Raw genomic sequence first — 26,973 nt, 5'->3', positions numbered from 1 at the left:
CAAAATCTTAAATTGAAGAGTTTGATCATGGCTCAGATTGAACGCTGGCGGCAGGCCTAACACATGCAAGTCGAGCGGAAACGAGTTATCTGAACCTTCGGGGAACGATAACGGCGTCGAGCGGCGGACGGGTGAGTAATGCCTAGGAAATTGCCTTGATGTGGGGGATAACCATTGGAAACGATGGCTAATACCGCATGATGCCTACGGGCCAAAGAGGGGGACCTTCGGGCCTCTCGCGTCAAGATATGCCTAGGTGGGATTAGCTAGTTGGTGAGGTAATGGCTCACCAAGGCGACGATCCCTAGCTGGTCTGAGAGGATGATCAGCCACACTGGAACTGAGACACGGTCCAGACTCCTACGGGAGGCAGCAGTGGGGAATATTGCACAATGGGCGCAAGCCTGATGCAGCCATGCCGCGTGTATGAAGAAGGCCTTCGGGTTGTAAAGTACTTTCAGCAGTGAGGAAGGGGGTGTCGTTAATAGCGGCATTTCTTGACGTTAGCTGCAGAAGAAGCACCGGCTAACTCCGTGCCAGCAGCCGCGGTAATACGGAGGGTGCGAGCGTTAATCGGAATTACTGGGCGTAAAGCGCATGCAGGTGGTTTGTTAAGTCAGATGTGAAAGCCCGGGGCTCAACCTCGGAACTGCATTTGAAACTGGCAAACTAGAGTACTGTAGAGGGGGGTAGAATTTCAGGTGTAGCGGTGAAATGCGTAGAGATCTGAAGGAATACCAGTGGCGAAGGCGGCCCCCTGGACAGATACTGACACTCAGATGCGAAAGCGTGGGGAGCAAACAGGATTAGATACCCTGGTAGTCCACGCCGTAAACGATGTCTACTTGGAGGTTGTGGCCTTGAGCCGTGGCTTTCGGAGCTAACGCGTTAAGTAGACCGCCTGGGGAGTACGGTCGCAAGATTAAAACTCAAATGAATTGACGGGGGCCCGCACAAGCGGTGGAGCATGTGGTTTAATTCGATGCAACGCGAAGAACCTTACCTACTCTTGACATCCAGAGAACTTTCCAGAGATGGATTGGTGCCTTCGGGAACTCTGAGACAGGTGCTGCATGGCTGTCGTCAGCTCGTGTTGTGAAATGTTGGGTTAAGTCCCGCAACGAGCGCAACCCTTATCCTTGTTTGCCAGCGAGTCATGTCGGGAACTCCAGGGAGACTGCCGGTGATAAACCGGAGGAAGGTGGGGACGACGTCAAGTCATCATGGCCCTTACGAGTAGGGCTACACACGTGCTACAATGGCGCATACAGAGGGCAGCCAACTCGCGAGAGTGAGCGAATCCCAAAAAGTGCGTCGTAGTCCGGATTGGAGTCTGCAACTCGACTCCATGAAGTCGGAATCGCTAGTAATCGTAGATCAGAATGCTACGGTGAATACGTTCCCGGGCCTTGTACACACCGCCCGTCACACCATGGGAGTGGGCTGCAAAAGAAGTGGGTAGTTTAACCTTCGGGAGGACGCTCACCACTTTGTGGTTCATGACTGGGGTGAAGTCGTAACAAGGTAGCCCTAGGGGAACCTGGGGCTGGATCACCTCCTTATACGAAGATATTCACGATAAGTGTCCACACAGATTGATATGGTTTAGAAAGTAAAAGAGACGAAGATATCCCAATATCTTCAAGCAATTTGGTTCTGCTTTTTTAAAGTGGAAGCAAACTTAGTGTCCCGTTCGTCTAGAGGCCTAGGACACCGCCCTTTCACGGCGGTAACAGGGGTTCGACTCCCCTACGGGATACCATTGGGTCGTTAGCTCAGTTGGTAGAGCAGTTGACTTTTAATCAATTGGTCGCAGGTTCGAATCCTGCACGACCCACCATTTCTTGATATTAGAAATGACTCTCAAGATGGGGCTATAGCTCAGCTGGGAGAGCGCCTGCCTTGCACGCAGGAGGTCAGCAGTTCGATCCTGCTTAGCTCCACCATTCTTGAGGAATTCTTCTCCACGAGGAATTAAAACTAATGTGGGCGATTAGCTCAGTTGGGAGAGCACCTGCCTTACAAGCAGGGGGTCACTGGTTCGAGCCCGGTATCGCCCACCATCTTTAAGCGCATTAGCGATAGTGCTTTTAAAAATGGTTTTCATTAGCTAGTCATTAGCGAAAGAAATCTGCTCTTTAACAATTTGGAAAGCTGACTGATTTAAATAACAGAGTTATTTAAATCAAATTAAAAGTTCTCAATGTTTATCTGCTCTTATTTATTAAGAACAGTAAACACAACACAAACACATTCAAGTGTCTTGTATTCGAATCAATGTTTACATTGATTCACCATTGAGTCCGGCAAACACGTAATAAGAATTAACCCTTCTTGTTACAACCAAAAACCTTGGTTGTTTACCATACATGAAGACCTCTTCGGGTTGTATGGTTAAGTGACTAAGCGTACACGGTGGATGCCTTGGCAGTCAGAGGCGACGAAGGACGTATTAACTTGCGATAAGCCCAGATTAGGTAGTAAAAACCTTTTGAGTCTGGGATTTCCGAATGGGGAAACCCACTTACATAAGTAAGTATCTTGTTGTGAATACATAGCAACAAGAGGCAAACCGGGGGAACTGAAACATCTAAGTACCCCGAGGAAGAGAAATCAACCGAGATTCCGAAAGTAGCGGCGAGCGAAATTGGATTAGCCCTTAAGCTTTTAATGATGCAGGTGAAGGCTCTGGAAAGTGCCGCAATAAAGGGTGATAGCCCCGTAACCGACACATCATAATCAGTGAAATCGAGTAGGGCGGGACACGTGATATCCTGTCTGAATATGGGGGGACCATCCTCCAAGGCTAAATACTACTGACTGACCGATAGTGAACCAGTACCGTGAGGGAAAGGCGAAAAGAACCCCTGTGAGGGGAGTGAAATAGAACCTGAAACCGTGTACGTACAAGCAGTAGGAGCACCTTCGTGGTGTGACTGCGTACCTTTTGTATAATGGGTCAGCGACTTATATTCAGTGGCAAGGTTAACCGTTTAGGGGAGCCGTAGGGAAACCGAGTCTTAACTGGGCGTTCAGTCTCTGGATATAGACCCGAAACCAGGTGATCTAGCCATGGGCAGGTTGAAGGTTGAGTAACATCAACTGGAGGACCGAACCGACTAATGTTGAAAAATTAGCGGATGACTTGTGGCTAGGGGTGAAAGGCCAATCAAACCTGGAGATAGCTGGTTCTCCCCGAAAGCTATTTAGGTAGCGCCTCGGACGAATACTACTGGGGGTAGAGCACTGTTAAGGCTAGGGGGTCATCCCGACTTACCAACCCTTTGCAAACTCCGAATACCAGTAAGTACTATCCGGGAGACACACGGCGGGTGCTAACGTCCGTCGTGGAGAGGGAAACAACCCAGACCGCCAGCTAAGGTCCCAAAGTATAGCTAAGTGGGAAACGATGTGGGAAGGCTCAGACAGCCAGGATGTTGGCTTAGAAGCAGCCATCATTTAAAGAAAGCGTAATAGCTCACTGGTCGAGTCGGCCTGCGCGGAAGATGTAACGGGGCTAAGCTATACACCGAAGCTGCGGCTGCACACTTTAGTGTGCGGGGTAGGGGAGCGTTCTGTAAGCCGTTGAAGGTGGTCTGTAAGGGCTGCTGGAGGTATCAGAAGTGCGAATGCTGACATGAGTAACGATAAAGGGAGTGAAAAACTCCCTCGCCGGAAGACCAAGGGTTCCTGTCCAACGTTAATCGGGGCAGGGTAAGTCGACCCCTAAGGCGAGGCCGAAAGGCGTAGTCGATGGGAAACGGGTTAATATTCCCGTACTTCTTACAATTGCGATGGGGGGACGGAGAAGGCTAGGTGGGCCTGGCGACGGTTGTCCAGGTTCAAGTACGTAGGCGGAAGGTTTAGGTAAATCCGGACTTTCTTAACGCTGAGATACGATGTCGAGCCACTACGGTGGTGAAGTCATTGATGCCATGCTTCCAGGAAAAGCCTCTAAGCTTCAGATTGTAAGGAATCGTACCCCAAACCGACACAGGTGGTCGGGTAGAGAATACCAAGGCGCTTGAGAGAACTCGGGTGAAGGAACTAGGCAAAATGGTACCGTAACTTCGGGAGAAGGTACGCTCTTATCGGTGAAGTCCCTCGCGGATGGAGCTGACGAGAGTCGCAGATACCAGGTGGCTGCAACTGTTTATTAAAAACACAGCACTGTGCAAAATCGTAAGATGACGTATACGGTGTGACGCCTGCCCGGTGCCGGAAGGTTAATTGATGGGGTTAGACTTCGGTCGAAGCTCTTGATCGAAGCCCCGGTAAACGGCGGCCGTAACTATAACGGTCCTAAGGTAGCGAAATTCCTTGTCGGGTAAGTTCCGACCTGCACGAATGGCGTAATGATGGCCACGCTGTCTCCACCCGAGACTCAGTGAAATTGAAATCGCTGTGAAGATGCAGTGTACCCGCGGCTAGACGGAAAGACCCCGTGAACCTTTACTACAGCTTGGCACTGAACATTGACCCTACATGTGTAGGATAGGTGGGAGACTTTGAAACCGCGTCGCTAGATGTGGTGGAGTCGTCCTTGAAATACCACCCTTGTAGTGTTGATGTTCTAACGTTGGTCCCTGAATCGGGATTACGGACAGTGCCTGGTGGGTAGTTTGACTGGGGCGGTCTCCTCCCAAAGAGTAACGGAGGAGCACGAAGGTGGGCTAATCACGGTTGGACATCGTGAGGTTAGTGCAATGGCATAAGCCCGCTTGACTGCGAGAATGACAATTCGAGCAGGTGCGAAAGCAGGTCATAGTGATCCGGTGGTTCTGAATGGAAGGGCCATCGCTCAACGGATAAAAGGTACTCCGGGGATAACAGGCTGATACCGCCCAAGAGTTCATATCGACGGCGGTGTTTGGCACCTCGATGTCGGCTCATCACATCCTGGGGCTGAAGTCGGTCCCAAGGGTATGGCTGTTCGCCATTTAAAGTGGTACGCGAGCTGGGTTTAGAACGTCGTGAGACAGTTCGGTCCCTATCTGCCGTGGGCGTTGGAAGATTGAAGGGGGCTGCTCCTAGTACGAGAGGACCGGAGTGGACGAACCTCTGGTGTTCGGGTTGTCATGCCAATGGCATTGCCCGGTAGCTAAGTTCGGAATCGATAACCGCTGAAAGCATCTAAGCGGGAAGCGAGCCCTGAGATGAGTCTTCCCTGGCGCTTTAAGCGTCCTAAAGGGTTGTTCAAGACTAGAACGTTGATAGGCAGGGTGTGTAAGCGCTGTGAGGCGTTGAGCTAACCTGTACTAATTGCCCGTGAGGCTTAACCATACAACACCCAAGGGGTTTTGATGGACTCAAAGATACAAACGCTTGAATGAGTTTGAAGAGAACAAGAAACAGCTTTCCAGATTACTTTTCTGAAAGAAAATCAGAGAAGAAAGAATTTGCTTGGCGACCATAGCGTTGTGGACCCACCTGATTCCATGCCGAACTCAGAAGTGAAACGCAATAGCGCCGATGGTAGTGTGGGGCTTCCCCATGTGAGAGTAGGACATCGCCAGGCTTTAAATTATGGACACTTGCTTAAAGCAAGTAAGCCACTGCGGAGTGGTAGTTCAGTTGGTTAGAATACCGGCCTGTCACGCCGGGGGTCGCGGGTTCGAGTCCCGTCCACTCCGCCACTTATTCGAGAGCCTCGCCTAGTGTGAGGTTTTTTCGAATCTACAGTATTGAAATTTTAGGGGTGTAGCTCCAATTGGCAGAGCAGCGGATTCCAAATCCGCGTGTTGGGAGTTCGAATCTCTCCACCCCTGCCATATCCAAGGCTCTAGTCGAAAGACTAGAGCCTTTTTATTTGGCGGAAGAAAAGAGCTGCGGATTCTGCCACTACCAAAAGCGCGCGTGTTGGGAGCTGGAGTGCCAGCCCAGCCGAATCTCTTCACCCCTGCCATATCCATGGCTCTAGTCGAAAGACTGGAGCTTTTTTCTTTGGCGGAAGAACAGAGCAGCGGATTCTGCCACTACCAAAATCGCGCGTGTTGGGAGCTGGAGTGCCAGCCCAGCTGAATCTCTTCACCCCTGTCATATCCAAGGCTCTAGTCGAAAGACCAGAGCCTTTTTTCGTCTATGGCGTAAATCACGCCATTTCAGAATAGTGGGTCGTGCGGTCTTGTCTTCAATTTTTTAGCGCTGTTTGTGAATACTGATGGTAGTGGGTGCAAGACTCAAAATTAACTTCGTAATGAGAATTGTTATTAATAATCTGTTACATTTTGCACAGGTTAATTTTAGAGTAGAACAGCATGGATATTTCTCGTCGTCAGTTTATTAAATCTTCTATTGCTATATCAGCGTTATCAATCTTACCTGCTTGTAGTGTTACTCAATCTGTCGATGCAAAAGGGCGACATGTATACGACCTAATGGCAGAGCCTGCAACAGCTGAGCTCGTGCCTGGATACACGACTAAAGTACTTGGCTTTGATGGGCAAATACCAGCACCTACCATTCGCTGCCGTCAAGGTGAGAAGGTTGTTATCCGCTTCACCAATAAGCTCGCAGAGCCAACCACAATCCACTGGCACGGCTTAAGAATCCCGATTGAAATGGATGGTGTACCTTTCCTAAGTCAGCCTCCAATCATGCCTGGAGAGACCTTTATTTATGAGTTTACTCCACCAGATGCGGGTACCTTCTGGTATCACCCACATATGAATAGTGTTAAACAGCTAGGAATGGGGTTAGTAGGGCTGATCATTGTTGAAGAGTCTCAGCCCGTAGCTTTTGATGAAGAGTTACCCCTGATGCTTAAACATTGGCATCTTGATAAGCAAGGACAGTGGAAGGATCTGATGATTCCAAGAATGAGTGCTCGTATGGGTACCCCTGGGGAATGGAGTAGTGTGAATGGTGTTCATGAGCCGAAATACCTGATTAAGCAAAACGCGACAACACGTCTGCGAATCGCTAATGTCGACAACACTATTACTTATCCTATTGCGGTCGAGGGTGTGGAGGCTTGGGTTATTGCTATTGATGGCAACCCTGTAAAGACGCCTTATCGACTGACGCAACATAAGGTTGGTCCGGGCATGCGAGTGGATATTGGATTTGTGGCTCCGACTAAAGGTACTACTATAAATGTCTTGCAGATGAAAGGACGTTTTCCATTTTCATTATGTTCATTAGAAGTCGTGGACTCGAACTTGCCATCCGAGCAGGTATTACCTTCTTTACCACTCAACCCGGTTCCTAATCTAGATCTCGATAATGCTACTGAAATCGATTTTTTGTTTGAGTGGGAGGGGGCGATCAGTCCGGCAGGAAAAGATGGCAAGTCGATGCCTAAATTCTGGCTGACGAACAAGCGCGCATGGGAAGGGATGAGTAAGGGTAATATACCTGAGCCACTTGCGACGTTAGAGCTTGGAAAGACATACATTTTCGATCTCAAGAACGTGACTCAGTATCACCACCCGATCCATATTCATGGCCATACCTTTACCGTACTTGAGCTGGATGGTAAGAAAGTCGAAGAGCCATTCCATACAGACACTGTTCTGCTTGGTAAGAATGGGAGTGCTAAGGCTGCTTTCGTTGCTGATAACCCGGGGCGTTGGATGTATCACTGTCATGTTATTGAACATATGAAGACAGGTTTAATGGGTTACATTGAAGTAAAGTGACAGCTGTAACGTTTTGATGTTGAAATGTGTCCAAGGAATTTATTCACAAATTTTCTCGAAAAAAAATTGAGTGAGGCTAGAATATCCTTAAGTCTTATGTGGGGGAATTATGGGTCAGTTTTCAATTTTGGGGTTTATCGCTATCGGTGGTGCATTTGGTGCATGTTCTCGTTATTTAATTTCTGAGTTGTGTGTGGTGCTATTGGGGCGTGGCTTTCCGTACGGCACTCTGACAGTGAATGTCGTCGGTTCATTTATTATGGGCCTACTGATCGCTGCATTCGAGAATGAGATGGTAGCAACCGAACCATGGCGTCAGATTATTGGGTTAGGCTTTCTAGGTGCATTAACGACATTCTCCACCTTCTCTATGGATAACGTGTTGTTGATGCAACAGGGCGCTTTTTTCAAGATGGGGCTTAATGTGCTACTAAATGTGGTATTGAGTATTTCTGCAGCTTGGATTGGCTTTCAGTTGCTAATTAAGAGTTAGTTCTCTAAATTCGTATCAAAATCACACAGGTCGGCTTGGTTTAACCAAGCCGATTTTATATACTAAATTCACTTGTCGGAGTGCCATAAGGCTGAGACCGTTCATTCGGGATCCGTTGAACCTGATCAGGTTAATACCTGCGAAGGGAACAAGAGAAGATATCCTTGCTGGAATTCTCTCTAGCAGACCTATCATTAAGCTAAACATTAGGCCGCTTTTGCCCAATTTGGGTATACCTATGTTCAGCCCCTCTTGTCGCATCTTTCCGCCAAGCATTTTTATCCGAATTTATTATCTAGAATAACGAAGCAAGGAAAAATGCTATGTCGAATCGCAAGCAAGCGAGACTGGAAGCAAAACAGTTTATAGAAACTCTCTCGGTACAACCGTACCCAAATTCAACCAAGGTTTACGTTGAAGGCTCTCGTGCCGATATTCGTGTCCCTATGCGCGAAATCTCTTTAGCCGATAGCCTAATAGGTGGCACCAAAGAAGCGCCTATCTTTGAGCCGAATGAGCCTATTCGCGTTTATGACACTTCGGGTGTGTATACAGACCCAGAGCATGAGATCGATCTTTATAACGGCTTACCGAAGCTGAGAGAGGGCTGGATTGAAGAGCGAGCCGATACCGAACTACTCGATGACGTGAGCTCGGTTTACACCAAAGAGCGCCTAGAAGATGAAACCTTAGATGAGCTTCGTTATGGTAATCTACCACGTATTCGACGTGCTAAAGATGGCCAATGTGTTACTCAAATGCATTATGCTCGTAAAGGAATCATTACCCCAGAAATGGAATACATCGCTCTGCGAGAGAACATGGGAAGAGCTCAGTACCGTGATGAAGTATTAACTCAGCAACATCCAGGTCAAAGCTTTGGGGCTAACCTGCCTAAAGACATTACTCCTGAATTTGTTCGCAGAGAGGTCGCTGAAGGTCGCGCAATTATCCCTTCCAATATCAACCACCCAGAATCTGAACCAATGATCATTGGTCGAAACTTCCTGGTAAAGGTTAATGCAAACATCGGCAACTCTTCCGTGTCATCTTCTATTGAGGAAGAGGTTGAGAAGCTAGTATGGGCAACTCGTTGGGGTGGCGATACCGTGATGGATCTCTCTACTGGGCGAAACATTCATGAGACGCGCGAATGGATACTGCGTAATAGCCCAGTGCCGATTGGTACGGTTCCTATGTATCAAGCTCTAGAAAAGGTTAATGGTGTTGCTGAGAACCTAAACTGGGAAGTGATGCGTGATACTTTGATTGAACAGGCTGAGCAGGGTGTTGACTACTTTACGATTCATGCTGGCTTACTACTTCGTTATGTACCAATGACTGCGAAACGCGTAACCGGTATCGTCTCGCGAGGTGGTTCAATTATCGCTAAGTGGTGCTTGGCTCATCATCAAGAAAGCTTTCTATACACAAACTTCAGAGAGATCTGTGAGATCTGTGCTAAATACGATGTTGCTCTATCGTTAGGTGATGGCTTGCGTCCAGGCTCTGTTGCTGATGCTAATGATGAAGCGCAATTTGCCGAGCTTCGCACGCTAGGCGAGTTAACTAAAATTGCTTGGGAATACGATGTTCAGGTCATTATTGAAGGCCCTGGTCATGTGCCTATGCATATGATCAAAGAGAACATGGACGAGCAGCTTGAACATTGCCATGAAGCGCCGTTTTATACTCTTGGTCCACTGACGACGGATATTGCACCGGGATATGACCATATAACTTCAGGCATCGGAGCGGCCATGATTGGTTGGTACGGATGTGCCATGCTCTGTTATGTAACACCAAAAGAGCATTTAGGCTTACCAAACAAAGAAGACGTTAAAACCGGTCTGATTACCTACAAGCTTGCCGCTCATGCTGGTGACCTAGCCAAAGGTCACCCCGGTGCTCAAGTACGTGATAACGCGTTGTCAAAAGCGCGCTTTGAGTTCCGTTGGGAAGACCAATTCAACCTTTCTCTCGATCCTGAAACGGCGCGCGCTTTCCATGATGAAACCTTGCCACAAGAGTCAGGCAAGGTTGCCCATTTCTGCTCTATGTGCGGACCTAAATTCTGCTCGATGAAGATCTCGCAAGAGGTACGCGAATACGCCAAAGATACAGAGCAGGTTGCTGCTGACCAAGCGATATCGATCAAGATGCTGGATGATCCACTAGAGGGTATGCGTCAAAAATCGCAAGAGTTTCGTGAAACAGGGTCTGAGCTCTATCATCCAGCTGCTACTGCAGAGGTCGCCGATTAATGAATAAAATCCTTATTCCGTCATCATTGATTGATCTAACTGGCTTAGTTCAGCAATGTTTGTTGTTGGCGAAAGAGCAGGGTTTTAGTATCGAAAATGTTGAGTTGGGTGTGATCCCAACTCAATCGATACAGCTCATTCATGACCAACAAACCATTAGTCTTTCAACTGATATCGTCTCTGGTGTCGAAGTCGCGAACAGCTCAGATTACACGCTTTACTATCATTCTAGGTTAAGTGTTAGAGAGTGTAGCCACCAACAAGCAACCGATATTTTCATTGGTATTCCAGACAGAGAGTTGGGGTGTGCTCAGAATTCAAGTCAATTAGATATCTGGCGTCACCCGATCAACGATGAAGTCAGAGCACTTTCTGTTGATCGACATCTGGCTATGCAATTGTCTCCAGAATTACATTTGGCTTGGTTCGTAACTCTATCGATACTCGATTTTCCTATCGAGGATGCGTTAACTCTAGCACGCGCGATGATGTCTCCAACAGCGAATGTTTCACGTGAAACATCGGACCTTGATACTCGTACAATCTCTACAAATCATGTTGTTAGTGAATGGGCATTCGAGTTTAGTGCTTTTCCTACACCTGTTCTTGAAGATGACCGTTTAGGTATTCAAGTTGGCTGGTCTGCTCAAGGCGAAAGCGTGAGTTTCGCCACATTGACCAAACCTAGCCTAGGTCTGTATCCAGTTGTTGATGATGTATCGTGGATTGAACGTCTGTTACCTATGGGTATTAATACCATTCAGCTTAGGATTAAGAACCCACAACAAGCAGATCTCGAGCAACAAGTGAAAAAAGCGATCGAATTGGGGCGTCAATACGATGCGCAAGTCTTCATCAATGATTATTGGCAACTGGCAATTAAGCATGGTGCTTATGGTGTTCACCTTGGCCAAGAGGATATCGAACAATCAAACCTTGCTCAGTTAAGCTCAGCCGGGGTTCACCTTGGTTTATCAACACATGGCTACTACGAATTGCTACGAATCGTGCAGATTCATCCGAGCTACATCGCTTTAGGTCATATATTTCCAACGACGACTAAAGAGATGCCTTCTAAGCCACAAGGTTTGGTTCGTTTAGCTCTATATCAGAAGCTTATTGATACCATTCCATACGGCGCCTCTGGAGGGAGCACAAAGCAACAATTGGGTTTTCCAACAGTAGCAATTGGTGGCATCGATCAGAGCAATGCTGACCAAGTGTGGGAGTGTGGGGTATCGAGCCTTGCGGTTGTACGCGCAATTACTTTATCAAATGACCCACAGTCGGTGATCAACTTCTTTGCCAACCTAATGGATTCGACGCAGGAAATGTCCACTAACAACAATCAAAGTGAACCGAGGGTTGCCTGTGCTGAATGATAGAGAGTTCCTGCGTTATCAACGTCAGGTGTCATTACCGGAAATTGGTGAGGATGGACAGGCACAGCTTGGTCAATCTCATGTTTTAGTTGTCGGTTGTGGCGGTTTAGGCAGTGCCGCTTGTTTGTATTTGGCAGCTGCGGGTATCGGCAAGCTTGTAATTGTGGATGATGATATTGTTGAGAGCAGTAACCTACAAAGGCAAGTCATATACCGTGAACAAGACCTAGGAATACCTAAATCCAGTGCAACAGCGAAACATTTAGCGGAGCTCAATCCTATGGTGCAGGTACGTACCATCAATAAGCGTTTGGAACCCAGTCAGCTTTCGCTTGAGGTTATGTTGGCGGATGTGGTCTTGGATTGTAGTGACAACATGCCGACAAGGCAGTTGATAAACCAAACCTGCTTTGAGCAAAACACCCCGCTTGTCTCTGCTGCCGCTATTGGATGGCAGGGCCAGTTTGCAGTGTTTGACCACCAAGAGTCACAACAATCAGACGCTTGTTATCGATGTTTGTATCCATTTGATGAACTAAAACAGACACAGAAGTGCAGCGAATCTGGTGTTGTAGGTCCTGTGGTTGGGACTATGGGTAACTATCAAGCACTGGCCACTGTTCAAAAACTTGCTACTGGCAAGTTCCACGTCAAAACAAACGAACTGCACCTATTTGATGGTTTGAAAATGCAATGGCAGAAGCTAGCGATAACAAAAGACAGTAGCTGTCAGGTTTGCAGTTAGTGCTGAGTCACAGGCAATAAAGAGAATTAAGAGCAATGACATTATTAGAACAAGCAAGCCTTAAAGGCGCAATTGAAGGTGGTCAGATGATAACAATCGTCATCAACGAACAGCCTCAGCAAATCGTTAATCAGAGCGATCTACAGAAAATTATTCATCAATTTGAGTTACCCGAAATGGGGTGTGTTTTCGCTATCAATAATACGGTGATACCGCGCGGTGAATGGGGTAGCACGTTACTTAGTGAGGGAGATAGCATCTCTCTGTTTCAAGCAATAGCAGGGGGATAACGACATGCTACATATCGGAGATAAGAAGTTTGAATCAAGACTATTTACCGGAACCGGAAAGTTCGCCAATAGCCATTTAATGGCTGAAGCGATACAAGCGTCAGGTTCTCAACTTGCAACTATGGCCCTCAAGCGTGTAGATGTTAACGACCAGCAAGACGACATCTTAAGACCCTTGGTTGAAGCTGGAGTCAGTCTACTACCAAACACTTCAGGCGCCAAAAATGCCAAAGATGCGGTGTTTGCTGCCCAGCTTGCTCGAGAAGCACTAGGAACCAATTGGTTGAAGTTAGAGATTCACCCTGACCCAAAATACTTAATGCCAGATCCTATCGAAACACTCGCAGCTGCAGAGCAGTTGGTTCGTGAAGGGTTTATTGTTCTACCTTATTGTCATGCTGATCCAGTGTTGTGTAAACGCTTAGAAGAGGTGGGTTGTGCCGCGGTAATGCCATTAGGAGCGCCAATCGGTTCGAATAAAGGCATCGTCTCCCATGACTTTTTAGAGATTATTATTGACCAAGCGAACGTTCCTGTTGTTGTTGATGCCGGTATCGGTGCACCTTCGCACGCTGGCCGTGCGATGGAAATGGGTGCAGATGCCGTATTAGTAAACACGGCGATCGCCGCATCGAGCAACCCGGTTGCTATGGCGAAAGCATTCAAGTTAGCCGTTGAATCTGGTCGAATGGCGTATGAGTCTGGTCTGGCCGGCAAGGTCTCTCACGCAGTGGCTTCGAGCCCACTTACTTCATTCTTAGATGAGATGTAACAAATCGACGAGGATTAGCTATGAGTTTCGTGGACCAGTTTAACAAGCTCAATTGGGATGATATTTCGATGTCGATCTATGCCAAAACAGCGAGTGATGTTGAACGCGCATTGAATAAACCAAAGCGTGATTTAGAGGACTTTAAGGCTCTTATCTCTCCTGCTGCAGAGCCTTATCTCGAGCAGATGGCACAGTTGTCGTATTCACTTACGCGCAAGCGATTTGGCAATACCATGTCTTTGTACATACCATTGTACCTGTCGAACTTATGTGCCAATGCATGTACCTACTGTGGCTTTTCGATGGAAAACCGAATTAAGCGCAAGACACTCGACCGCGATGAGATCTCTGCTGAAATCGATGCTATTAAGGCAATGAAGTTTGATAGCGTGTTGTTGGTAACCGGTGAGCATGAAACCAAAGTAGGAATGAAATACTTCCGTGAAATGGTGCCAATGATTAAGGACCAGTTTAACTACCTTGCGATGGAAGTGCAGCCTCTCGACCAGGAGCAATATGCAGAACTTAAAACTCTAGGTCTCGATGCTGTGATGGTTTATCAAGAGACCTATCATCCATCTACCTATGGCGAACACCATCTACGTGGCAACAAAACAGACTTTGAGTATCGCCTTGATACGCCTGATCGTCTGGCTAAAGCAGGCATCGACAAAATTGGTATCGGAGCTTTGATAGGGTTGGAGGAGTGGCGAACTGACTGTTTTTATGTCGCTGCGCATTTGGATTATTTGGAGCGAACGTATTGGCAAACGCGTTATTCGATCTCATTTCCACGTTTGCGTCCTTGCGAAGGGGCTTTGCAGCCTAAATCAGTGATGACGGACAAACAGTTGGTACAGTTGATTTGCGCTTATCGCTTACTTAATCCAGAAGTTGAGTTGTCATTATCGACACGAGAAGCCCCTGCATTTAGAGATAACGTGCTTCCTCTTGGGATCACTTCAATGTCTGCCGCATCGAAAACTCAACCTGGGGGCTATGCGATGGATGACGTTGAACTGGAGCAGTTTGAGATCAGTGATGAACGTAGTGCAGCATCGGTAGAGGATATGATCCGTGCCAAGGGGTTTGACCCTGTATGGCGTGATTGGCATTCAGCGTATTCTGGTTAACCAATTTTGATAGTGTTTCACGTGAAACATACAAAAGAATAAATGAAAATGGTTAGGTAAACCTAATTAAAAGGCTCTTCGATGAAGAGCCTTTGTGTATCTAACTATGGAAGTGCAAGTAGTGGTGCTCTATGAGTGTGCTACCGGTAGAGTCGCAGCACGTAGCCACTCTTTCACATCACCTTCAACTAACGGACTGATGTCATCCCACACTTTCTGATGGTAGTCGTTTAACCACGCTAATTCCGGACGCGTTAGCATATCAACATTGATGTTGTGCTTGTCGATTGGACAGCGTGTTAGTGATTCAAATGACAGAACAGGGAAGTCACCTTGAGTTGGCGTTTCAACCACGAGCTCTAGGTTCTCGATACGAATACCAAAGGCATCCGCTCTGTAGTAACCAGGCTCATTAGATAGCACCATACCTTCGGTTAGCGGTACATCAATTTGCTTCTTCGAAATGCTCGCTGGGCCTTCATGAACACTTAGGAAGTGACCTACGCCGTGACCTGTGCCGTGATCGTAGTCGTAGCCTTCAGCCCAAAGGTGCTGACGAGCTAGGGTATCGATCTGGTAACCACGTGTGCCTTTCGGGAAGCGAGCGCGAGCCACACCAATATGACCTTTCAGTGCCAAGGTGAACTGCTTGATCATCTCTGGTGATGGTTGGCCGATCGCAATGGTGCGAGTGATATCGGTTGTGCCATCTAGGTACTGACCGCCTGAATCGACAAGGTAAAGGGTATTAAGCTCAAGCTTACCTGGTTCAGGTTGATTCTCATGGTTGTAGTGACACATTGCTGCGTTACCACCGGCTGCAGAAATTGTATCAAAGCTTAAGTCCATCAGTGTTGGATCTTGCTGACGGAAAGCCTCTAACTTATCAGATAGCGTTGCTTCATCGTGTAGGTTACCTGCAGCAACTTCGGCATCTAACCAACATAAGAACTGAGTCATCGCAACACCATCGCGAACATGACATGCTTTCATACCCGCGATTTCTACCGCATTTTTTGCTGCTTTTGGCATTAGGCACGGATCCGCTTTGCTGACTACATTAGCGCCCGAGTTTTGTAACACTAGCTTAAACCACGCATTACTGGTTGCTGGGTCCACAAGAACATTTTTGCCTGTTAGGACTTCTAAACGAGATTGAAGTGCTTCTGGGTGGTGAACAGTAACATCCGCTCCAACATGCGCAGCGAATTCAGCAGGGATGCGTGCTGGGTCTAAGAAGAACTCAACGCTAGAATCAGCATGAAGAATTACGTGAGACAGAAGAACAGGTAAGCGTGATACATCTAGGCCGCGAACATTGAGCAACCAACAGATAGAGTCTAGTGCAGTGATAACGGCACTATCAGCTCCTGCTTTTTTTACAAGTTCTGCGATCTCTTGACGCTTGCTTTCGCTTGATTGACCAACAGCGTCTGTTGGCATTAGGCGTACTTCAGAAACAATAGGAGCAGGGCGGTCGCTCCACAGCTCATCGATAGGGTTGCTTTCTAAGATCTTAAGTTCAATGTCACCAGCTAGTTTAGCTTGTGCAACATCTAACCATGCTGAGTTGTGCATTCGAGGGTCGATAGCAACAGATGCACCTTGAGCCAGCTGTTCTTTGATCCAATCAAGAGCAGGCTCTTCAATCAGGTGACGATATTCGAAAAGTTCGGCAGGTACCTGTTTTGTCACTTGTACCGTGTAGCGACCATCGACAAACATTGCAGCTTTGTCTTTGGTGATAACAGCAGCGCCCGCAGAACCAGTAAAGCCTGTTAGCCAATGCAGGCGCTCATTGTGAGCCGGTACGTATTCACCCAAGTACTCGTCTTCGTGTGGGACAAGTAGGGCATCAATATTGTGTTTTGCTAGCCATTCGCGAATTGCATTCACGCGGCTTTGGGTATCGTTATGCATCTGTGTTTATTCCTTCAAATTATCGCTCCTTGATGCTCAGGTGTGGGTGCTGTATCCATCTGCTTACAGCAAGACATAGGTCAACTGAACAAGGTCGATATTTCAATTGAGCTGGAATACAACTGGCCAAAGATGAGCCAAAAAGGACTATCAACAGCTAAGCTACTCATTTTATCGCAAGAGAGCAAACGGCGTACGTCATTTTTATCTAAGGTGTAGGGTTTTTTCTTTGATGATATCTCGCAACCAAGTCAGTGCTGGGTCATTCTCTCTGTCTCTATGCCAGAACAGAGTGTATGCCATCGGAGGAAACTCCAAGGGCAGTGGTACCACAACGAGATCCATCTGTTTTGCAACAAGATAAGTAAAATGACTCGGAGCGGTGAAGACAAAATCGGTGTAAGTACACAGACTTGCCGCACTGTTGAAATCGGGAACAGAGATGGCGATATCACGCTGTCGGCCAATGTCAGCAAGTTTATAGTCAAGCAACCAGCGATCGTTACCATCGCATCTTACTTGAACGTGCCTTTGTGATAGATAGGTTTCCAGGTCCCAATTTTGTTCAAGCGCTGGGTGGTTACGCCTCAGAACACACATCTGAGCATCTCGGTAGATCTCTTGTTCACAGATATCATCGGGTGGCAGCATGGTGAGCCGCGCGTCATTAATGTCGATGTCTTTCCCGGTTAAACCGATATCGAGTTCGCCAAGCTGAAGCTTTTTGAAAGTTTGCTCTGACCACGCATGCGTATTGATGTTGACATGTGGCGCTTGTTGGAAAATCGCTGGCAGAAAGTGCGGCAGGATAAGTGGGTAGACACTTTCAACTGCGGCAATGTGGAAGCTATGATCACTATTGTAAGGCGTAAAAGTTTCGGGTTGTGTCAGCACTTCAAGTTGGTTAATCAGGTTTTCCAAACGCGGCTTCAGAAATACTGCTTTGGGCGTCGGGCGCAGGCCATGAGCGCTACGTGTAAATAGTGGGTCGTCGAATTGTTCTCTTAATTTTGCCAATGATTTACTGACTGCCGACTGGCTAAGACAGAGCCGATGGGCTGTGCGGGTGACACTAAGTTCTTCAAGGAGAACCTGCAAGCAAACCAGCAAATTGAGATCAATTCGAGATAATTTTTCGAGATTCATAAGATTTTCCATATGGGAATAATGGTAATGAGTATAAGCCATTTTTGTTCATATCTTTAGTTGGTTATGATTCTCACCATCATTTATCAACTAGGAAAATCTCGTGTCTGTGCATTCATCCCCGAGTAAGTTGCAAGTAGCATTATTGGCAATGCTTGTTCTTTTTAGTCCATTGGCTATCGATATCTACTTACCAGCTTTACCTCAAATTTCAGAGACGTTCCACGTGGAACATGCATTAGCTCAAGACACCATTACCTGGTTCCTATTCGCGATGGGCGTTGGTCAACTATTTGCTGGCCCCCTAGCGGACAAATTAGGTCGCCGAACTGTTGCCCTTGGCGGTATCAGCATCTATGCAGTGAGCGCTTGCTTGGCGTGGGCCGCTCAGTCTATTGATATGATGTTGATGGCTCGACTGCTTCAAGGATTGGGGGCGTGTGCAACCTCCGTTGCTGCGTTTGCAACAGTTCGCGATCTATTTGGTCCTGAAAAAAGTGGCAAGATGATCAGCTACCTAAATGGTGCTATCTGTTTTATTCCAGCGTTGGCACCTATTTTAGGAAGTTGGCTAACCCAAGAGTTTGGCTGGCGATCCAATTTCAGCTTTATGGCTGGGTTTGCAGTGATTGTCGGTGCGATTCTGTTTTTCCAGATGAAAGAGACCAATCCAGCGACAGAGAAGGTTGCGGTATTTAAGTTTGAGCGTTATTGGTCAGTACTTAAGACGCCATCGTTTATCTTCCATGCTTCGTTGTGCTTGATGGCAATGGCTGTAATCTTAGCTTATGTAACATCTGCGCCAGTGGTGTTGATGGAAAACCTAGGCTTGAGCATGAACGAGTTTACTTTCTGGTTTGGTATTAATGCAGCGTTCAATATCATTGCGGCATTCACGGCACCTAAGTTCATGGATCGTTGTGGCACCTATAAGACACTGGTAGTGGGTATTCTTTTATTGGGCTTAGCAGGCGTATTGATGTTGGTACTGGCAAACCAAGTGACAGCATTATCGTTTATGTTCCCAATCTTCTTATCTTCAGTTGGTTTTGCATGGATTCTTGGCGCATCTGCTGGTAAAGCATTAGAACCATTTGGTGATCGAGCGGGTACAGCCGCTGCGCTGTTAGGTCTGTTCCAGATGAGTGGTTCTGGCTTGTTGGTAGGTACTATGCAGCGACTGCAATTAGAACCACAAGTGATGATTGCATTGCAGATGTTCCTGATTGTTCCAGCACTATTTGTACTGTTTGGTAAGGCTGGAAAATCGTGGCATGGCGTCCTTAAGCAGGCGTAAGTCAATTGGATGACAAATTATACAGATGGACAGTTTCTCCATCGTTAAAACATGGTATATTTATCGTTCATTAAAATGTGAGTATCACAACGGATAATACTGTAATGTCATTAACAACCTACGAAATGGCACGTGTCTTAGAACAAATGGAAGACGCCCCTGAAAAGGTCATGTTTGGAAAATTGCTGAACGAGCTTGGTAACCAAAGTGGTGAGCGTATTCGCAGCGCTGCAAAGCAGGTTCCAATTAACACACTACGCGATATTGTGTTCCAATTTCAGAGTGTGATTGAAGACCGTAAAGGTGAACAAGTTCAACTGTTAGCAAAAGAGATGGTAGAGCAAGGCATTTCTGCAGAAGATCTACAGGCATTTCTGAACAAGTAATGGTGTGATGTTACTTGGTAAACAAAAACCACTCAAACGAGTGGTTTTTTTGATCTTGAGATGTGGAGGTCAGCCTCGAAACTGCTGCTTTAGGATACGATCAAGTGAGAATGGACCCACACCCCAAACAATCACAATCAGTATCATTAACCCCCACAGTTGATGGTCGTAGAAACCTTGCTCCCAAAGTACTGGGTATGAGACGACAGCAATTACATTAAATGCGAATAAGACAACCGCCATAGGTCGACTTAATAAGCCTAATGTAATAAACACTGGAAGAATCAATTCGGCAGCTGTACCCAGATAGGCCGCCATTTCCCAAGGAATGAGCGGGACTTGATACTCGAGTTCGAACAGAAACAGAGTGCTATCCCAAGTGGCAATCTTGGTCAGCCCGGAATTAAAGAAGACCCAAGCAACCCATAGGCGACAAAACAGCAGTAACGCTGGTACAAACAGGGCCTGGAACTTATCAACGAGGCTATCGTACTGAGCCATTATGTTGGTCACGGTGTCGTTATCCATTTTATTTCTCCTATTTACCGCTAATAGAAAATCCAGAGATGATATTGAGCGCCAAGACATCATTAAGATGGGCTAGCAGTATTGGGTCGATATCAGCGAGCATTTGTTGGGCTTGGAAGGCTTGCAGAAGCTGGAAGACTTCTGACGTCACGATATGAGGCTCCAAGGTATGGTTATTTATTTTCTGTAAGACAGCAAATTCCGGTTGGGCGATATTGAGTCCGTCGAGTTGGTTATTGATGATGGCTTGTTCTAAAGTCAGCACTTGATAATCGAAGTTGAGCAAGACAATGTCTGGAAGCAAGTGAAACACCAACTCAGCATGCTGATGCTCTGGAATTGCAGAGAGAGCCGCCAGTGGATATTGTCCTGTCGTCGCTGGTTTTGATTCGGCACGCATTAGCGCATCTTTGTGCCACTCGTACTGAATCATGTTTGTCAGGTAAGGAGCGGCTTCGACAACCGCTGGAAAGTGCTTAACGACCTCATCAAAGCCTTCTCCGTACTCTGTTATATCACCCGATTGAGGTGGCGTACTAAGCACATGATGACGTGCCAATTGGGCGAAACACTCTTCACCAACCAAGGCTTGGACAAGAGGATAGGTAGCCGCAAGTACATCACTCACACCAATCACATAGTTGTTACGATAGATTTGTAGCCTCTGGCTATCTGAGAAGTGATCGCTAACGACCTGACACAGTGAATCATCACCTCGATAACGGAGCGCATCACCAAATGCTTGTTGTATTTCAGCTAAGGAACTCATGATGCTTGGCCTCGTAATGACTCTGCACTTTGATAGTGATGCAGTAGGTGGCTGGCTTTTTCAGCTTCATTAAGCAACACCTCAGGCTCTGGGATATCTAGGTCCCATTCGATCAATGTATGCCGCGCGCCGTGTGTCATAAGCCATTGTTTGTAGAGTTGCCACACTTCATCACAAACCGGCTTACTGTGGGTGTCTATCCATATCTCACCATCTTCTAGCTGCTTCTTAGTAAAACCAGCAAGGTGGATCTCGTCCACTGCATCGGCCGGAATTCCCTCGAGGTAGTCGTCACAACTGAATTGATGATTGAACGAAGAGACAAAAATATTGTTGAAGTCGAGCAGCAATCGGCACTCAGTTCGTTTTTGAACTTCAGCAAGGAACTGCCACTCTGGAATCGTCGAGTGTTTGAATGCCAGATAGCTCGAAGGGTTTTCAATCAGCAAGGGCCTTTGCAGAGCATCCTGAACCTCGAGTACATTGCGACAAAACACATCGAGTGCTTCTTCGGTATAAGGCAGTGGCAATAGGTCATTGAAATGATAGCCACCGGTTTGGCTCCAACTTAGATGGTCTGATACTAAAAATGGCTGAATGTCGCTGATTAGGCGTTTGAGCAGGAACAAGTGCTCCTGACTGATACGCTCCACAGAGCCCAGTGATAAACCTACGCCATGGCAGCTAATCTCATGGTCTTGTCGAATCGCCCTGAGTTGTTCAGTTGCTTTTGTATTTGGGGAGAAGTAATTCTCACTGTGGATCTCTAACCAGTCGACCTTATTAGAGTTGTGGCTAAAATAGTCTAAGTGAGGTGTTCTTAAACCCACGCCTGCCAGCGGGTGTAGAGGATGAGCCACAGGTATTCTCCTTAGGTGGGTGGAACAATCCAGGTGAGCTGATGAGCATGCTCACCTGGTTGATAACGGGTATTACGAAGATTGAGTACTACCGCCAGCAAGCTTGTCACAAAGCCCTTTAGGTACGACAACGAATGCATCGCTTTGGTTATCTTCTTTTGCTGTACCAGCACATGAGCTTGTTTTAGTCGCACAGTCATTTTGACCAGCTTTAGACACGCCATAACACTTCTCTTTCGCTGCCGCTTCTGCCGGAGCTGAAGTTAAGACAGTACCACCAAACGCTAGTACACTTGTGATTGCAGCGGTTACAGCAAGATTAGAATTTTTCATAGTCATTCCCTCTAGACTTAATTGTTATTTACATTGAGCAGGTTAAGGTTTTGTTAACTTGCTTAGTAAAAAGGATAGGAAGAACTAAGAAATAATTTCAAAACAACCGAAGAAATATAGAAGTGAGTGATGCATTAGGGGGTAAGGTTATGATTATTAATAGCTTATTTTTGGATGTTTTTTCTTCTTATTCTCCTAAACTGCGCACTGTGTTTAGGTTATAATCAACTTTTATGTATAAATACCCAGTAGTGAGCAAACCCAAATGATTGATCCTTCGCTTTTACTCGATGGCCTCAACGACAAGCAGCGTGAGGCAGTGGCTGCACCCTTAGAAAATTTGCTGATCTTAGCGGGAGCAGGCAGTGGTAAAACGCGAGTGCTGGTGCACCGTATCGCTTGGCTGCAAACCGTAGAGCAGGCATCGCCGTTTTCGATTATGTCGGTAACCTTTACCAACAAAGCGGCCGCTGAAATGCGTGGTCGTATTGATGAGCTGATGATGGGTAGCTCTTCAGGTATGTGGAACGGCACCTTTCACGGGATTTGCCACCGTGTTTTACGCGCTCACTACTTAGATGCAAAATTACCAGAAGACTTCCAAATCATTGACTCTGATGATCAGATTCGTCTATTGCGCCGCTTGATTAAAGCGCAAAATCTCGATGAGAAGCAGTGGCCAGCGAAACAGGCTTCTTGGTGGATCAATGGCAAGAAAGATGAAGGCTTACGTCCAAGCCATATCGATTCCTACAATGACCCAGTCACCAAGACCTGGCTTAAGATCTATGCTGCGTATCAGGAGGCGTGTGATCGTGCGGGCTTGGTCGATTTTGCTGAGATCTTGCTGCGTTGTCATGAACTTCTGCGTGATAAGAAGCACATTCGTGAACACTACCAAGCGCGTTTCAAGCATATCTTGGTCGACGAATTTCAAGATACCAACAACATTCAATACGCATGGCTGCGCATGATGGCAGGTCCTGACTGTCGAGTGATGATCGTCGGCGATGATGACCAATCAATCTACGGCTGGCGCGGTGCTAAAATTGAGAATATCCAAAAGTTCTTAGATGAGTTTCCAGGTGCCTCCACCATTCGTTTGGAACAAAACTACCGCTCAACCAAAACCATTCTGCAAGCATCGAACGAATTGATTTCGAATAATACTGAACGTATGGGCAAAGAGCTGTGGACGGACGGCAACGATGGTGAGCCTATCTCGGTTTATTCCGCTTACAACGAGCTCGACGAAGCGCGCTTTACGGTGAGCAAAATTAAAGAGTGGCAAGATAAGGGCGGCGCGCTGAATGATACGGCGATGCTTTATCGTAACAACGCCCAGTCTCGTGTACTCGAAGAAGCTTTGATTCAAGGTGGATTACCTTACCGTATCTACGGCGGCATGCGATTCTTCGAACGTCAGGAGATCAAAGATGCACTGAGCTATCTGCGATTGATGTCTAACCGCAATGATGACGCAGCCTTTGAGCGTGTGGTGAATACGCCAACGCGCGGTATGGGTGATAAAACCTTAGAGACCATTCGTTTTGCTGCACGCGATCGTGGCGCGACGATGTGGCAGGCGAGTATCGCGCTTCTTGAAGAACAAGTTTTGGCGGGCAGAGCAGCAGGGGCATTGAGCCGATTTATCGAGCTTATCAACGCACTAGAAGATGATACTCACGAGATGAGCCTGCATGAACAGACTGACCACGTGATTAAGTCGTCTGGCTTGTTTGCTATGTATGAGCAAGAAAAAGGCGAGAAGTCGAAGGCACGTATTGAGAACTTGGAAGAACTAGTAACGGCGACTCGTCAATTCGAGAAGCCAGAAGAAGCCGAAGAGATGAGCTTGCTGACGGCATTTTTGACTCATGCCGCACTGGAAGCGGGTGAAGGTCAGGCTGATGAGTTTGATGACGCTGTTCAATTGATGACTCTGCACAGTGCTAAAGGTCTTGAGTTCCCAATGGTGTTTATGGTTGGTGTCGAAGAAGGAATGTTCCCGAGCCAGATGTCTGCCGAAGATGCGATGCGCTTGGAAGAGGAGCGTCGTCTCTGCTACGTAGGTATGACGCGTGCAATGGAAAAGCTCTATATCACCTACGCAGAAATGCGTCGCCTGTATGGACAAGACAAGTACCACAAGCCATCGCGATTCATTCGTGAACTGCCTGAAACTTGTCTTGATGAAGTACGAATGAAAGCACAGGTGAGTCGCCCAGCAAGCAGTGGTCGCTTTGGACAAACCGCAGTCAAAGAGAACTTCAACGAAACTGGTTTTAGCTTAGGTTCACGTGTTAAACACCCTAAGTTTGGTGAAGGTACCATTATCAACTTTGAGGGCAGTGGTCCACAGAGCCGAGTTCAGGTGGCCTTCAATGGTGAAGGGATCAAATGGCTGGTGACTGCTTACGCTCGTTTGGAGAAGCTAGGTTAAACGCTAGACAGATTTGAAAGAGTTGATGAAAAGCTGCCTTTGGGTGGCTTTTTTGTTGAGCGATACTTAGGTTGAGTACCCAGAAAGGCGATAAACAGCAGATAAAGAAAAACCCCGAGAGCTTGCGCTCATCGGGGTCTATAGTCTTACTCGCAGCAATCCGGCTACTAAGTGTGCTCCATGCATCTAATCCATGATAGTGTGCTGTTATCCTTCAGCGTATTCCTTTCGTCGCCTTCCTAGCGGTGTCCTTGATCTTATCCTGATCTGCCAACAATCCTCGTTAGCGCGCGTCACTTGTTCCTTGAGCGGTGTCCCTTACATCATCCTGATGTTCAGTCCTTTCCTCGTCCAGAGGTGTCCATTGTCTTTCCTTAGTAGCAACCATCCTAGTTACTATTGCGTCCATTCAATGTCCTATTTCGCTATCCGTGCCGATTATTCATCCTGAGTAATCGAATCTTCATCCTGAAGATAACCAAGTCCTTGGTGTTTTCCTGTTCCGTGTCAGCATCCTTCCGACACCATTCATATTACCGATCCCCAATTTATCAGCAATGGTCGAAACTCAAATTTCTTACAGTAATATTGATGATAAAATATACGCATTGTTTAATTTCAATGGTTTAGGTTCTATTGTTACTAGTTTTCTTAGTGAAATATCGATATATACTCACTGCTTTGTAAGAGATCTCTCACAAAGCAGCGAGTAAAAAGGCGTAATAACCGACTATTTACCTATCGCTGCACCTTCACGACGAGGGTCTGCTGCCCCCTCTAAACCATCTTTAGTGATGCGAATAGCGTGTAAACCAGAGTTAAGATCGCGAATATTGACTTCAAATCCCATCTTTTCTAGCTCAGGTTTGAAGTTTTCGGCTGAGGTACCTTTTTCTAGATCTAAGGTACCAAAACGATTTAGGAAGTGTGGTTGGTTGATCGCTTGCTGAATATCCATATCCCACTGTGTGTGAGCGATGATTGCTTGTGCAACATAACCTATGATGCGGCTGCCACCCGGAGAGCCAATCGCCATGTAAGGCTTGTCATCTTGCATAATGATGGTTGGCGCCATCGAAGAGCGTGGACGCTTGCCCGGTTCTAGGCGGTTAGCAATAGGCTTACCATCGTTATGAGTTTTGAATGAGAAGTCGGTTAATTCATTATTAAGTAGGAAGCCTCTCACCATTAAGCGCGAGCCAAACGCATTCTCAATCGTAGTGGTCATGGACACGACATTGCCATCGCTATCGACGATATTAAAGTGGCTGGTGGAAGGAAGCTCAATCGAGATATCTTGGCTTCTTTGCATCGCGTGATCCCAAGGTGGCGTGCCTGATGGCGCGCTTTCTAATGCTTTTCCTGCAGTGATGAGCTGCGCACGCTCTTTAAGGTAGTCAGTGTTTACTAACCCCTGTGTTGGCATTGGTACGTAATCTTGGTCTGCCATGTACATACCACGGTCTGCAAAGGCTAGGCGAGAAGCGTCTGCTAACACTTGCCAAGATTTTGCATCGTTTGGTCCCCAAGATTTGAGATCAAACTGCTCGGTCATCGCTAAGATTTGACCGACGGTGAGGGCACCTGAACTTGGTGGTCCCATGCCACAGATATCGTAGCTCTCATAAGCGGAACATACTGGTTCGCGTTGCTTGATGGAGTAAGCGTCGAAGTCTTTTTGCGCTAAGACACCAGGGTTCCCCTTAGCGGTTTGTACTGTTTTGATGATATCAGCAGATATTTCACTTTGATAAAACGCTTTGGCGCCGTCTTTAGCAATGGCCTCTAGTGTTGCGGCGTACTCTGGGTTTTTAAGAAGAGTTCCTGCGCTCTTTGGGCTGCCATCGGCATTAAAAAAATAAGCTTTAGTGGTGGCAAAGCGGCTAAGGCGCTGTTGATCATTGGCAATCAATGTCGCTAAGCGTGGGCTGATGGTAAAGCCTTTTTTCGCCAATTGAGCGACGGGCTCTATCAATGATGCCCACTCCAACTTGCCGTATTTCTGGTGAGTATCCCATAACAATTGAACAGTACCCGGTGTGCCCACCGAACGGCCACCAACAACGGCATCGTAAAATTTAAGGGGCTTTCCATTTTCGTCTTGGAACAGGCGAGGGGTCGCATCTAGTGGTGCAGTCTCGCGGCCATCGTAGGTCTTTAGCTGTTTGGCTTCGTTATCAAAATAGACAAGGAAGGCACCCCCACCAATTCCAGACGATTGTGGTTCAACCAAGCCAAGCATTAGCTGCACCGCAACCATGGCGTCTACTGCGTTACCACCACGCGCAAGTACGTCAGCGCCTGCTTGTGTTGCCAATGGGTTGGCTGCTGTGACCATCCAATCGTTGGCTTTGACGAGTTGCTTGGTTTCTAAACCACTACTTTGTTCTGGGGCGACGGAATCGGCAGCTTGATTTGCCCAACTGACATGAGAGGCAAAAAGTAGGGTAGAAGTGGCGAGGGTTGTTAGTTTTGTTTTCCACTGCATGATCTTCTCCTTTTCATATGCAGAGCTAGATTGGCAGTGGAAACGATATTTAGCCAGTACGTTGTTAACGAATTGTAACCTTGA

At 47.0% G+C, this 26,973-nt stretch carries 18 protein-coding genes, 6 tRNA genes, 3 rRNA genes and 1 riboswitch; of the genes, 20 read left to right on the top strand and 7 right to left on the bottom strand.

What is annotated here, in order from left to right; all coding sequences use genetic code 11:
• Nucleotides 1-9: 9 nt before the first annotated feature.
• The 17 genes from vsple_RS13975 to thiH all read left to right on the top strand — a co-directional run bounded on the left by vsple_RS13975 (nucleotide 10) and on the right by thiH (nucleotide 14,719).
• Nucleotides 10-1,562 (top strand): 16S ribosomal RNA (locus vsple_RS13975).
• A gap of 124 nt (nucleotides 1,563-1,686) precedes the next feature.
• A tRNA-Glu gene (locus tag vsple_RS13970) sits at nucleotides 1,687-1,762 on the top strand.
• A 2-nt stretch (nucleotides 1,763-1,764) separates the two neighbouring features.
• A tRNA-Lys gene (locus vsple_RS13965) sits at nucleotides 1,765-1,840 on the top strand.
• Between the two features lie 30 nt (nucleotides 1,841-1,870).
• Nucleotides 1,871-1,946, top strand: a tRNA-Ala gene (locus vsple_RS13960).
• 41 nt (nucleotides 1,947-1,987) lie between these two features.
• Nucleotides 1,988-2,063, top strand: a tRNA-Val gene (locus tag vsple_RS13955).
• 329 nt (nucleotides 2,064-2,392) lie between these two features.
• A 23S ribosomal RNA gene (locus tag vsple_RS13950) occupies nucleotides 2,393-5,283 on the top strand.
• A gap of 119 nt (nucleotides 5,284-5,402) precedes the next feature.
• Nucleotides 5,403-5,518: ribosomal RNA gene (rrf, locus tag vsple_RS13945) — 5S ribosomal RNA — on the top strand.
• The 16S, 23S and 5S rRNA genes sit together here with 6 tRNA genes alongside, the layout of an rRNA operon.
• Before the next feature lie 41 nt (nucleotides 5,519-5,559).
• Nucleotides 5,560-5,636: transfer RNA gene (locus vsple_RS13940), tRNA-Asp, on the top strand.
• 58 nt (nucleotides 5,637-5,694) lie between these two features.
• A tRNA-Trp gene (locus vsple_RS13935) sits at nucleotides 5,695-5,771 on the top strand.
• Between the two features lie 486 nt (nucleotides 5,772-6,257).
• Nucleotides 6,258-7,640, top strand: a complete 1,383-nt coding sequence (locus vsple_RS13930; RefSeq protein WP_261882281.1) for a multicopper oxidase family protein — start codon at nucleotides 6,258-6,260, stop codon at nucleotides 7,638-7,640.
• Between the two features lie 109 nt (nucleotides 7,641-7,749).
• On the top strand, nucleotides 7,750-8,133 hold the full coding sequence (crcB, locus tag vsple_RS13925; protein WP_255229588.1) for a fluoride efflux transporter CrcB: 384 nt from the start codon (nucleotides 7,750-7,752) through the stop codon (nucleotides 8,131-8,133).
• 66 nt (nucleotides 8,134-8,199) lie between these two features.
• Nucleotides 8,200-8,298: riboswitch (TPP riboswitch) on the top strand.
• Nucleotides 8,299-8,456: 158 nt separating this feature from the next.
• Nucleotides 8,457-10,397, top strand: coding sequence for a phosphomethylpyrimidine synthase ThiC (thiC, locus tag vsple_RS13920; protein WP_261882280.1), 1,941 nt, complete (start codon nucleotides 8,457-8,459; stop codon nucleotides 10,395-10,397).
• Entirely contained in the window at nucleotides 10,397-11,779 is a 1,383-nt protein-coding gene (locus tag vsple_RS13915) for a thiamine phosphate synthase (RefSeq protein WP_261882279.1), read from the top strand. The genes thiC and vsple_RS13915 overlap by 1 nt, the downstream gene beginning before the upstream one ends.
• Nucleotides 11,769-12,524, top strand: coding sequence for a HesA/MoeB/ThiF family protein (locus vsple_RS13910; protein WP_261882278.1), 756 nt, complete (start codon nucleotides 11,769-11,771; stop codon nucleotides 12,522-12,524). Before vsple_RS13915 ends, vsple_RS13910 begins: the two co-directional genes overlap by 11 nt.
• A 35-nt stretch (nucleotides 12,525-12,559) precedes the next feature.
• Complete coding sequence (gene thiS / locus vsple_RS13905; protein ID WP_261882277.1) at nucleotides 12,560-12,814, top strand: sulfur carrier protein ThiS; 255 nt, start codon at nucleotides 12,560-12,562, stop codon at nucleotides 12,812-12,814.
• 4 nt (nucleotides 12,815-12,818) lie between these two features.
• Nucleotides 12,819-13,586 carry a thiazole synthase gene (locus tag vsple_RS13900; RefSeq protein WP_261882276.1) on the top strand — a complete coding sequence of 256 codons (768 nt, stop codon included), beginning with the start codon at nucleotides 12,819-12,821 and terminating at the stop codon, nucleotides 13,584-13,586.
• Between the two features lie 20 nt (nucleotides 13,587-13,606).
• Nucleotides 13,607-14,719: a 2-iminoacetate synthase ThiH gene (gene thiH / locus vsple_RS13895; protein ID WP_261882275.1), complete on the top strand. Its 1,113-nt coding sequence runs from the start codon at nucleotides 13,607-13,609 to the stop codon at nucleotides 14,717-14,719.
• A 129-nt stretch (nucleotides 14,720-14,848) separates the two neighbouring features.
• Here thiH and vsple_RS13890 read toward each other — a convergent pair whose 3' ends face one another.
• Both vsple_RS13890 and vsple_RS13885 read right to left on the bottom strand, forming a co-directional pair.
• Complete coding sequence (locus vsple_RS13890; protein WP_261882274.1) at nucleotides 14,849-16,639, bottom strand: aminopeptidase P family protein; 1,791 nt, start codon at nucleotides 16,637-16,639, stop codon at nucleotides 14,849-14,851.
• Between the two features lie 204 nt (nucleotides 16,640-16,843).
• Nucleotides 16,844-17,785, bottom strand: a complete 942-nt coding sequence (locus tag vsple_RS13885) for a LysR substrate-binding domain-containing protein (protein WP_255229596.1) — start codon at nucleotides 17,783-17,785, stop codon at nucleotides 16,844-16,846.
• 151 nt (nucleotides 17,786-17,936) lie between these two features.
• Here vsple_RS13885 and vsple_RS13880 point away from each other — a divergent pair, with 151 nt between their 5' ends.
• Together vsple_RS13880 and tsrA are read left to right on the top strand one after the other, a co-directional pair.
• The gene (locus tag vsple_RS13880; RefSeq protein ID WP_261883174.1) at nucleotides 17,937-19,082 is read left to right on the top strand and encodes a multidrug effflux MFS transporter; all 1,146 of its coding nucleotides are present in this window, start codon (nucleotides 17,937-17,939) and stop codon (nucleotides 19,080-19,082) included.
• A 104-nt stretch (nucleotides 19,083-19,186) separates the two neighbouring features.
• Nucleotides 19,187-19,468, top strand: a complete 282-nt coding sequence (gene tsrA, locus vsple_RS13875; RefSeq protein WP_032552254.1) for an H-NS-like global regulator TsrA — start codon at nucleotides 19,187-19,189, stop codon at nucleotides 19,466-19,468.
• 69 nt (nucleotides 19,469-19,537) lie between these two features.
• Here tsrA and vsple_RS13870 read toward each other — a convergent pair whose 3' ends face one another.
• The 4 genes from vsple_RS13870 to vsple_RS13855 all read right to left on the bottom strand — a co-directional run bounded on the left by vsple_RS13870 (nucleotide 19,538) and on the right by vsple_RS13855 (nucleotide 21,958).
• Nucleotides 19,538-19,996, bottom strand: a complete 459-nt coding sequence (locus vsple_RS13870) for a DoxX family protein (protein ID WP_261882273.1) — start codon at nucleotides 19,994-19,996, stop codon at nucleotides 19,538-19,540.
• A 10-nt stretch (nucleotides 19,997-20,006) separates the two neighbouring features.
• Complete coding sequence (locus tag vsple_RS13865; RefSeq protein WP_261883173.1) at nucleotides 20,007-20,768, bottom strand: HvfC/BufC N-terminal domain-containing protein; 762 nt, start codon at nucleotides 20,766-20,768, stop codon at nucleotides 20,007-20,009.
• Nucleotides 20,762-21,625, bottom strand: coding sequence for an MNIO family bufferin maturase (bufB, locus tag vsple_RS13860; protein ID WP_261882272.1), 864 nt, complete (start codon nucleotides 21,623-21,625; stop codon nucleotides 20,762-20,764). Before bufB ends, vsple_RS13865 begins: the two co-directional genes overlap by 7 nt.
• A gap of 72 nt (nucleotides 21,626-21,697) precedes the next feature.
• Complete coding sequence (locus vsple_RS13855; protein WP_255229599.1) at nucleotides 21,698-21,958, bottom strand: BufA1 family periplasmic bufferin-type metallophore; 261 nt, start codon at nucleotides 21,956-21,958, stop codon at nucleotides 21,698-21,700.
• Between the two features lie 265 nt (nucleotides 21,959-22,223).
• Here vsple_RS13855 and uvrD point away from each other — a divergent pair, with 265 nt between their 5' ends.
• Complete coding sequence (gene uvrD, locus vsple_RS13850; protein ID WP_261882271.1) at nucleotides 22,224-24,401, top strand: DNA helicase II; 2,178 nt, start codon at nucleotides 22,224-22,226, stop codon at nucleotides 24,399-24,401.
• A 730-nt stretch (nucleotides 24,402-25,131) separates the two neighbouring features.
• Here uvrD and ggt read toward each other — a convergent pair.
• On the bottom strand, nucleotides 25,132-26,889 hold the full coding sequence (gene ggt / locus vsple_RS13845) for a gamma-glutamyltransferase (protein ID WP_261882270.1): 1,758 nt from the start codon (nucleotides 26,887-26,889) through the stop codon (nucleotides 25,132-25,134).
• Between the last annotated feature and the right edge of the window lie 84 nt (nucleotides 26,890-26,973).

This window comes from Vibrio pelagius (assembly GCF_024347575.1).
Taxonomy (GTDB): Bacteria; Pseudomonadota; Gammaproteobacteria; order Enterobacterales; family Vibrionaceae; genus Vibrio; species Vibrio pelagius.
Note: the sequence above shows the minus strand (reverse complement) of the source record. Positions and strands in the feature narration are given on the sequence as shown.

What these genes read in the sequence shown, in the direction of transcription:
- tsrA (WP_032552254.1), top strand. Translation starts at nt 19,187, where the DNA reads ATGTCATTAACAACCTACGAAATGGCACGTGTCTTAGAACAAATGGAA.
- vsple_RS13915 (WP_261882279.1), top strand. Translation starts at nt 10,397, where the DNA reads ATGAATAAAATCCTTATTCCGTCATCATTGATTGATCTAACTGGCTTA.
- uvrD (WP_261882271.1), top strand. Translation starts at nt 22,224, where the DNA reads ATGATTGATCCTTCGCTTTTACTCGATGGCCTCAACGACAAGCAGCGT.
- thiS (WP_261882277.1), top strand. Translation starts at nt 12,560, where the DNA reads ATGACATTATTAGAACAAGCAAGCCTTAAAGGCGCAATTGAAGGTGGT.
- ggt (WP_261882270.1), bottom strand. Translation starts at nt 26,889, where the DNA reads ATGCAGTGGAAAACAAAACTAACAACCCTCGCCACTTCTACCCTACTT.
- thiH (WP_261882275.1), top strand. Translation starts at nt 13,607, where the DNA reads ATGAGTTTCGTGGACCAGTTTAACAAGCTCAATTGGGATGATATTTCG.
- vsple_RS13930 (WP_261882281.1), top strand. Translation starts at nt 6,258, where the DNA reads ATGGATATTTCTCGTCGTCAGTTTATTAAATCTTCTATTGCTATATCA.
- vsple_RS13885 (WP_255229596.1), bottom strand. Translation starts at nt 17,785, where the DNA reads ATGAATCTCGAAAAATTATCTCGAATTGATCTCAATTTGCTGGTTTGC.
- vsple_RS13900 (WP_261882276.1), top strand. Translation starts at nt 12,819, where the DNA reads ATGCTACATATCGGAGATAAGAAGTTTGAATCAAGACTATTTACCGGA.
- vsple_RS13855 (WP_255229599.1), bottom strand. Translation starts at nt 21,958, where the DNA reads ATGAAAAATTCTAATCTTGCTGTAACCGCTGCAATCACAAGTGTACTA.
- vsple_RS13880 (WP_261883174.1), top strand. Translation starts at nt 17,937, where the DNA reads ATGCTTGTTCTTTTTAGTCCATTGGCTATCGATATCTACTTACCAGCT.
- vsple_RS13870 (WP_261882273.1), bottom strand. Translation starts at nt 19,996, where the DNA reads ATGGATAACGACACCGTGACCAACATAATGGCTCAGTACGATAGCCTC.
- crcB (WP_255229588.1), top strand. Translation starts at nt 7,750, where the DNA reads ATGGGTCAGTTTTCAATTTTGGGGTTTATCGCTATCGGTGGTGCATTT.
- thiC (WP_261882280.1), top strand. Translation starts at nt 8,457, where the DNA reads ATGTCGAATCGCAAGCAAGCGAGACTGGAAGCAAAACAGTTTATAGAA.
- vsple_RS13890 (WP_261882274.1), bottom strand. Translation starts at nt 16,639, where the DNA reads ATGCATAACGATACCCAAAGCCGCGTGAATGCAATTCGCGAATGGCTA.